The sequence below is a fragment of the Bradyrhizobium sp. 14AA genome (assembly GCF_054185205.1).
The window spans coordinates 1-448 of record NZ_JAVAYM010000171.1; the positions used below are offsets into that span (position 1 = coordinate 1).

1 pseudogene is annotated in these 448 nt (G+C 38.4%); it reads left to right on the plus strand.

Annotation, left to right across the window (positions count from 1 at the left end):
* Nucleotides 1-210, plus strand: a pseudogene (locus RAD15_RS43855) (hypothetical protein); the annotation flags it as partial.
* Nucleotides 211-448 lie beyond the last annotated feature (238 nt).

Below are 448 nucleotides of genomic sequence, written 5' to 3' on the forward strand. Positions count from 1 at the left end.
GAACCTGTTGTCGAGCAGCCGGAAGAAGGCTGGCGTGGACGTACAGGAACGGTACTTACGGCGGTATTGCAGGATTATGGTACGCTGGCGGGGCACGATATTTATATTGCCGGACGTTTTGAGATGGCGAAAATCGCCCGCGATCTGTTCTGTCATGAGCGTAACGCGCGGGAAGATCGTCTGTTTGGCGATGCGTTCGCATTTATTTAACTATTTTATGGGACGCAGTAGCGTCCCTTTTTACGTTAGCCTACCTAAAAGTCCTCTTAAATATTAATTAATCGTAAACTATAAAACGTTATGATATTGAATATCTACAGGCTTTGTATTGCGTGTAATAAATTAAGTAATATTATGTCCTGAGGCTATCAATAAAAATAGTTAATTATATATGCTTCATTTATTTTTATAAAAGAAACATAAAAAGGAAAGTTAGTTATTTATTTAT